At 67.9% G+C, this 7,422-nt stretch carries 5 protein-coding genes; 3 read left to right on the top strand and 2 right to left on the bottom strand.

Annotated features, from left to right (window positions below):
* Nucleotides 1-1,273: hypothetical protein (locus tag ABDW61_RS15405; RefSeq protein ID WP_343639847.1), on the bottom strand; the 1,273-nt coding region annotated here is incomplete at its 3' end.
* A gap of 398 nt (nucleotides 1,274-1,671) precedes the next feature.
* Here ABDW61_RS15405 and ABDW61_RS15400 point away from each other — a divergent pair.
* From ABDW61_RS15400 to ABDW61_RS15390, 3 genes are all read left to right on the top strand, one after another.
* Nucleotides 1,672-2,343, top strand: a complete 672-nt coding sequence (locus ABDW61_RS15400; RefSeq protein ID WP_343639845.1) for a Rhs element Vgr protein — start codon at nucleotides 1,672-1,674, stop codon at nucleotides 2,341-2,343.
* The gene (locus tag ABDW61_RS15395) at nucleotides 2,327-2,803 is read left to right on the top strand and encodes a hypothetical protein (RefSeq protein ID WP_343639844.1); all 477 of its coding nucleotides are present in this window, start codon (nucleotides 2,327-2,329) and stop codon (nucleotides 2,801-2,803) included. Before ABDW61_RS15400 ends, ABDW61_RS15395 begins: the two co-directional genes overlap by 17 nt.
* 132 nt (nucleotides 2,804-2,935) lie before the next feature.
* Nucleotides 2,936-3,490, top strand: a complete 555-nt coding sequence (locus ABDW61_RS15390; protein ID WP_343639842.1) for a hypothetical protein — start codon at nucleotides 2,936-2,938, stop codon at nucleotides 3,488-3,490.
* Nucleotides 3,491-3,585: 95 nt separating this feature from the next.
* On the opposite strand, the gene ABDW61_RS15385 is transcribed toward ABDW61_RS15390, so the two are convergent.
* Nucleotides 3,586-7,365: a ribonucleotide reductase N-terminal alpha domain-containing protein gene (locus tag ABDW61_RS15385; RefSeq protein WP_343639840.1), complete on the bottom strand. Its 3,780-nt coding sequence runs from the start codon at nucleotides 7,363-7,365 to the stop codon at nucleotides 3,586-3,588.
* Nucleotides 7,366-7,422 lie beyond the last annotated feature (57 nt).

The following is a 7,422-nucleotide window of genomic DNA, read 5'->3' as shown; positions in this document are numbered from 1 at the left end:
CGAAGGTCCAGGTGCGATCGGCCAGGCCCGGCCCGCTGATCGTCTTGGTCTCGAGCGCTTGCGTGTACCAATTGGTCGGCGTGACGGCGAAATCCTTCGCGCCTTCGACGCCGCTCACCTTGTTCGGGGGGATCAGATTGATGCAGGTCGGCTTGCCATCGCCCGGCAGGGTGCGGCCATGCTGGATGAAGCGGGTGCCGAAGCTCCCCGTCGCACCCGACGGGTGCGTCATCGTGCCGGTATAGACCTTGGTCTCGGGGTAATCGCCAGGGCCGCCCAGGCAGCTCGCGCCGCTGTCCATCGTCGGATAGAACACCTCGAACCCGGACAGGTTGAAGGTCCATTGACTGTTGTCCGGCTGCGTCACGCTGCTCAGCCGCTTGCCGTCGGCATACGTGTAGGTCCACGTGCGGCGGCCGTCGCTCACCGACTGGATGCGCGGCTTGCCATCCGCCGAGGCGATGTAGGTGAAGCTCAGCGTGCGGCCGTCGCTCGCCTGGATCTTGGTGACCTTCCACGGATCAGCCGCGTCGTAGGTGTAGGTCACCGTGTTGCCGAAGCGGTCGCGGACCTCGGTGGGCAGCATCCAGAACTCGCGTCGCGGGAGGTTGACGCTCGGGGTCTTGGACAGCGGCCGCATGAAGCGGCTCGCGAGCCAGTTGAAGCGGTACTGCACGCCCTCAGGGCTCAGCGCGACGAAGCCTTCCCCGCTTCCATTGGCGATGGTGGGAAGGCAGCGGATCTGCCAGCCCCCTCGGGTGACCAGCGCATAGCTCTGACCATCCGTGGGCGCCTGCGTGTTGGAGCTGTGTCTGCTCAGGACCTCGCCGCCACCGCCGGGCGCCGTGAGATGCACGCCGCTCCAGTAGAGGTAGTCCGGCCAGGCGTCGCTCCCGTTGGACGCGTAGGCCGCGCCAGGGGCGCCGAAGTTGCTGCAGCGTCCGCCGGTGTTCATGCGGCCGACCCAGCCGTTGCTGGTGGCGTAGTTGCCGGAGATGCGCGGCAGGTCCAGGTCCCAGTCACCGAAGTGCCCGACGATGAACTTGCGGCCCGCGGTGTACTGCCGCCGCACCGCCACTTCCAGGCCGCTGTTGCCGGGCAGCGAGATGTCCGTCTGGGAGAACGACAGCGCCCCGGTGTAGAGGTCGACCCTGTCGCCGAAGAGCTGATCCCCGAGCGCCGTGACGCCGCGCGAGCCGCGAATCAGTTGGCCTTGTTCCTGGTAGAAGCTGATCGCGCTTCCATCCGTCTGGGCCAGCGCGGAAACAGACATCAACGCGCACGCCGCCACCGCGCCCTGAATGGCGCGGAGCATCCTCTTCACGGCCATGGCCGTCCTCCCTCGTGATACTCGGTGTTCTCGGTCGAAGCGCGGACTATATGAAGCGTGGGCTATTTCAGAAGCGACGGGAAAACTCGGGGTTGCCGATCAAGCAACCATCTGATCTCAAGCGGTGACAAGTTGGTTGCATTTGCAGCCAAAGTGGAGCAAGTGCGGGGCAAGTGCAGCGATGGACCTTGAAAGGCACCCGATTCACCGCGGCGGCTCATATGACCAAGGTCCAACGCCGGCAGCGCCTCGCTGACTAGACTCCTCCCCATTCTTCCTTCGAGGTTCGCATGGGACGTGCCGCCATTCCCGGTCCGCTCGGGACAGAGACTCGCCAGACGATGTTCGCCCCCGAGGCGGTTCAGCCCGGCATTTCGATGCTGTCGGAGCCCGCCGTGTGGGACAGCCCCACGCCGCTGCGCGACCGGCTCGAGCGCGCCGACCTGTCCCACCTGCCGGACGCCCTGACCCCACCACCTCCCCAGGCCGGCACGCCCGTGGACGGCAAGCGCCGCCTGACGATGGGCGAGATCGCGCTGTGCGAAAAGATCTTCCGCAACTCCATCGACTATTCGACCGTGTGGGTCCACCGCGAGGAGTTCCTCCCCTTCGGACTGCAGCCGGACGACTGCGCGATGACCCCCAACGGGGAGCTCTACTTCAATCCCGGCAAGTTCAAGGAGGACTTCTCCAAGGAGCCGGCCGATCAGCAATGGTGGTTCATGCACGAGATGGTCCACGTCTGGCAGCACCAGCTGGGCTACTGGGTGATGCTGCGCGGCGCGTTCCGCATCGGGCTCAGCTACGAGTACGAGTTGAAGAGCGGCAAGAAGCTCGGCGACTACAACATGGAAGCGCAAGGCAACCTGCTCGCGGACTACTTCGTCGTGAAATACCTGAAGGCCGACCCGAACGTCGTGGCGATGAAGCAATACGTCAACTCGCTGGCGCTCTACGAAGACGTGCTCTCGGACTTCCTGAAGAACCCGGCCGATCATGCGAACCTCCCTTAAGCCTCTCCTGATCCTGGCGCTGTGCTCGATGGTGGGCGCCTGCAGCGCGACCTCCCGCATGGGGGACGCCGAGGTGCAACTGCGCGACGGCCAGCCCTGCTTCTTCCTGTCCGAGAAGGACGTGAAACGCGACCCGGCGGCGAAGCTGCAGGGGATCTCGGTGTCCGACCTGTCGACGCAGCCGGTGGGCGTGGTCTGGTGGGTGATGTATGACGCCGACCCCGCGGTGCCGCAGTCCGCGGCCGCCTGCCACCTGTATGGCGAGGTGCCGCCAGCGGCCAAGTCCAGCGACCTGGGCAAGCTGGAGAACGGCAAGGTCTATTCGGCCTTCCTCAACGTGCGGCCGTCCGACAAGTCGGATCCGACGCGCGGCTACTCGGTGCGGTTCTGCATGGCGGGCGAAGGCGCGAATCGACGCTTCGTCCCCGCCGAAACCTGGCGCAACGGCACGTGCCGCTGAACGCGGAGCTCCCGCAGGGGGCTCACAAGCCGGCCATTTTGGTGAGCTTGTGCGCGTTCGCCACAGCATTGGGCACGGCCGTTGGGAATTCGTGCTGACTCGCGATGGGCGGTCTGGGATCCTCCGCCGCCTATGTCCACGTCCCGCCTGGCCTCCCTCAAAGGCATCGCCTTGCTCTCGGCGCCCTTCCGCCGGATGGCCCGGCTCCTTTCGTTCGACGTCCGCCTGGAGCGCAAAGGCCGGCGTATCGGCATCCGCGTGGCGGCTCCTCCGCCCGCGCCCCCGCCGCCCGACAGCAGCGCCCTCGAAACGCACAAGTCCACCTGCATCGCCCTCAAGAAGCTGCTCGACACGCATCGCCAGACGCGGCGGGTGATGCGCCATCTGGGCTACGTCGAGCGCGCGCTGGCGGCTCGCGGTCAGAGCGCGCTGAACGATCTGCCGGTGGAAGTCATCGCCAAGGCGCTGAAGCAGTTCGAAACCCTGGTCATCAACTGGTCCGATCCCTTGCTCGCGACCCTGCGGTCGCAGATGGCGGTGGCTGTCCTGCGCCGCTCGCCCGAGGACGATCCACCCGATCGGCGCTCCGAGTTCTACACGGATTCCCGCCTGGAAGTGCTGGACGACTCGCCGTCCGCGTTCATGGAGTTCGAGCGGGCATTCCAGGCGCAGAACTCGAGGTCGTGAGGCGGTCACTGCCAAGGCAGCTCATAAGTCTCGCAAGTGAACCTCCAGGACACCCTCGTCGTTCTGCGAGCCCCGCAATGATCCGTCTTGCAAGCTCACCCACACTGCCCCACAAACCCGCATGCCGTGCAGAACTCGCACCCATCCCGATGGATGAGCGTCGAGTTCCCGCACTCCGGGCACTTCTTGCCGGCCATCGCGACGATGCCGCCCGTCTCCGAGGCTGAGCGCGCCACCGCGCCCGCCTTGATCGGCGCCTGCTGCATCAACCCCATGTCCACGAGCGGATAGCCGTTCTCGTCGAGCACGCCCAGCATCGCGTAGCGGTGGATCACCAGCCGCGCGACGTAGGCCACCGTCGACGGCCACACCTGCTGTCTGCGCTCGCCCGACAGCGTCGGCACCGGCGCCATGAAGTGGCCGAGCGGCTCGCCGACATTCAGCAGCTTGCGCAGCTTCATGCCGATCCAGCCCGGATCGAGCACGCGCATGTCCAGCGACAGCAGCCGCGCCAATCCATCCAGCGCCTTCGGATAGTTGCCCGAGAAGCCCATCGCGCATGGCCGCGTGACGCTCCCGCCGTCGGGCGTGGGCAGACTGACCTCCTTCAGCGTCAGCGTGAACAGCTCGCCGGTCGCCGGGTTGTCGACATCGACCGCCCACGCCAGCGTCCCCGCCGTGCCGGTGCGCGGCTCCTCGCGCGAGAACATCGCATCGAGCACCGGCGTCGGGCCGCCTTCCTGCAGCGCGCCGAGCTGCTCGCAGCGCCATCGGATCACCGCGGCCGTCGCCGCGACCACGCCCGGGAACAGCCGCGGCTCGCCCAGCGGGGGCATCGGCATCTCGAAGGCGCGCTCCTCGGCGACAGTGGCCAGCGCGTCGAGCTTGAGCCGCAGCCATGCGGCATCGTTGGCGCGCAGGTCCATCGACAAGGTCTTGGCCATCGCACCGAGCCCGCGCGGCTGCTCCGCGCCATTGACCCAGACCTCGAAGGGCAGCGTGCGGCCGAACAGGCCCGCGTCGGGGCCCTCCGCCGGCAGCTCGCCGACGAACAGCGCGAAGTCGCCATGCGGGTGGCGGATCATCGTCGACCACGCGGGATTGCCGCCGGGCATCTCGGGCCGGCTCGGCCAGCGCAGCGAGGCCAGCACCGGCTTGGGCAGCCGCTCGACGCGCAGGCGCTGGTTCGGGCCGGTGTCGGCCTTCAGCGGCTCGGGCCTGGCGATCGGCTCGACGCTCAGCACCGCACCGAGCACGCTGTTGGGCCGGTAGGTCGCGAGCCCCTTCAGGCCGCTCTGCCAGGCCCAGCGGTAGAGGTCCTGGAAATCGGCGTACGGATAGTCCGCCGGCACGTTGACGGTCTTGGAGATCGAGGTGTCGATGCACGGCGCGACGGCCGCGACCATCGATTCGTGATCGGCGGCCTGCAGTTCGAGCGCGGTGACGAAGGCGTCGGTCAGCGGCGCGTCGGGGCCGAAGAGATGGCGATAGAGCCGCCAGGCATGGTCCTCGACGGCGTACTCCTTGAAGCTGTTGTCCGGCATCCGCTTCTTGCGGGTGTAGCTCCAGGAGAACGCGGGCTCGATGCCGTTGCTCGCGTTGTCGGCAAAGGCCAGCGAGATGGTGCCGGTCGGCGCGATCGACAGCAGGTGCGAGTTGCGCAGGCCCTGCGCGCGGATCTTGTCCTTCAGCCATGGCGGCAGCCGCGAGGCGAAGTTGCCGCCCGAGAGATAGAGATCCGCGTTGAACAGCGGGAAGGCGCCGCGCTCGAGCGCGAGGTCGGAGGAGGCCTCGTAGGCGGCGTCGCGCATGACCTCGCTGATGCGGCGGGCCATGGCGCGGGCGGGTACGCCGTCGTAGCGCAGGCCCAGCATCACCAGCGCATCGCCGAGCCCGGTGAAGCCCAGGCCCACGCGGCGCTTGTTGGCGGCTTCGCGGGCCTGCTGAGGCAGGGGCCACGGCGTCACGTCGAGCACGTTGTCGAGCATGCGCGTGGCGACCTTGCAGACTTCGGCGAACTCGGCTTCGTCGAAGGCAGCCTTCGGCGTGAAGGCCTCCTTCACGAAGATCGTCAGATTGATCGAGCCCAGGCAGCAGCAGCCGTAGGAAGGCAGGGGTTGCTCGGCGCAGTTGTGGACCATCAGACCATTCGCGTCGAAGGCGTGGACGTGCTCGACGGTCACGTCGTAGACGGCCTCGACGCCATCGGGCTCGATGGATGCGACGGTGGCGACGAAGCGCTCCCGGTTGGGACGCCGCTTCTGCGCCGCCAGGCGCTCGGCCAGCCGCCGAGCCTTGGCCGTGTCCGCGAAGCCGATGCGATCGGCGAAGAGCTGGAGGTTGTCATCCGCGATCAGGAGCGTGGCCTGGCCGTCCACGGTTCGCCTCGTCGACGCAACACCGAATCGGAGCAGCATCCGCTGCACGTCCTGCACGAGCAAATGGTCCAGCGATCGCAGCGTCACTGCCGGTGCGGCGCTCACCGCTGCGGATTCGCCAAAGAGACTGCGCAAGTAGGCAGACTGCGCCACGGACGCCGCCGCTTCGACCGACCGGGGGACGCCGCCCCCGCCTGCAGCGACGGCAACACCGTTGGCCAGCGCCTTGATCTCTTCATCCGCGACGGCAGTCCCTCTCCATCCGGCAAACGCGCGATGGTCGTGCAGCACGATCTCGTCACCCGGCTGGAGCGCGCCCGCGGCTGTCCAGTCCAGGTCCACGGTATCGCCTCGCCGCTTCAGCACTCTCCTCACCAAGTGATTCGCCGTCAGCCGCAGCGCGTGGCCCTCACGCGTCTTCAGCGCGAGCACCGGCTTCACCCCGGTCGGAAAGAAACCCGCGGACTCCGTCCGATACGCCTTGCCATCGACCATCGCCAGGAACGGCGTCCCGATCAGGTCCGCCACCTGGCGCGGTCCCTCCCCGGTCAACACCCACGTCTCCGCCGTCACGCACGGATTCGTCGCGCTGATCGACTCGCAGTAATGCAGGTTGTTGTCCGCGTTGATCCGGTCCAGGAACAGCACCCCCGGCTCCGCGTGGTCGTAGGTGGAGCGCATGACCTGGTCCCACAGCTTGCGCGCACGCATCTTCCGGTACACCCACAGCCCGTCCGCCCGCTGCGTCGCGCCCGCCGCCCGCAGCTTCGGCCCCGGCGCCGCCTTGTGCACCAGCTCGATGTCCGCGTCCGCCTCCACCGCCGCCATGAACGCGTCCGTCACGCCCACCGAGATGTTGAAGTTCTTCAGGTCCCCCTGGTCCTTCGCATGGATGAACTCCTCGATGTCCGGGTGATCGCACCGCAGCACGCCCATCTGCGCGCCGCGCCGCGAACCCGCCGACTCCACCGTCTCGCAGCTGCGGTCGAACACCCGCATGTAGCTCACCGGCCCCGACGCGTTCGACTGCGTCGACTTCACGTACGCGCCCTTGGGACGGATCCTCGAGAAGTCATACCCCACCCCGCCGCCGCGCCGCATCGTCTCCGCCGCCTCCGTCAGCGCGGTGTAGATGCCGGGATGACCGTCCTCCTCCTCGGCGATCGCGTCGCCCACCGGCTGCACGAAGCAGTTGATCAGCGTCGCCGACAAGGACGTCCCCGCCGCCGACGCGATCCGCCCCGCCGGCACGAAACCGCGCCGCTGCGCCTGCAGGAAACGCTGCTCCCAATGCGCCCGCTGCTCCGGCGACTCCGCCGCCGCCAGCGCCCGCGCCACCCGCGCCCGCACTTCCTCCAGCGAGCGCTCGCCATCCTTCGCGTATTTCTCCAGCAGCACCTCGGCGCTGATGTCCTGCGGCGGCAGGCTCTCGGCACTCGCCTGCACAGGCTGGGACGCCGGGGACGGCGGGTTCTGAGGGACGGTCTGCTGGCTCATGCGGGTCTCCATCGAACGACGCGGACCATCCTAGTCCCGCCCCGCCTCCCCCGCCGT

Origin of the sequence: Roseateles sp. (assembly GCF_039595595.1) — a bacterium.
Lineage (GTDB): Bacteria > Pseudomonadota > Gammaproteobacteria > Burkholderiales > Burkholderiaceae_C > Roseateles.
The sequence above is the reverse complement of the archived record's forward strand: the minus strand, read 5'-3'. Positions and strand labels throughout refer to the sequence as shown.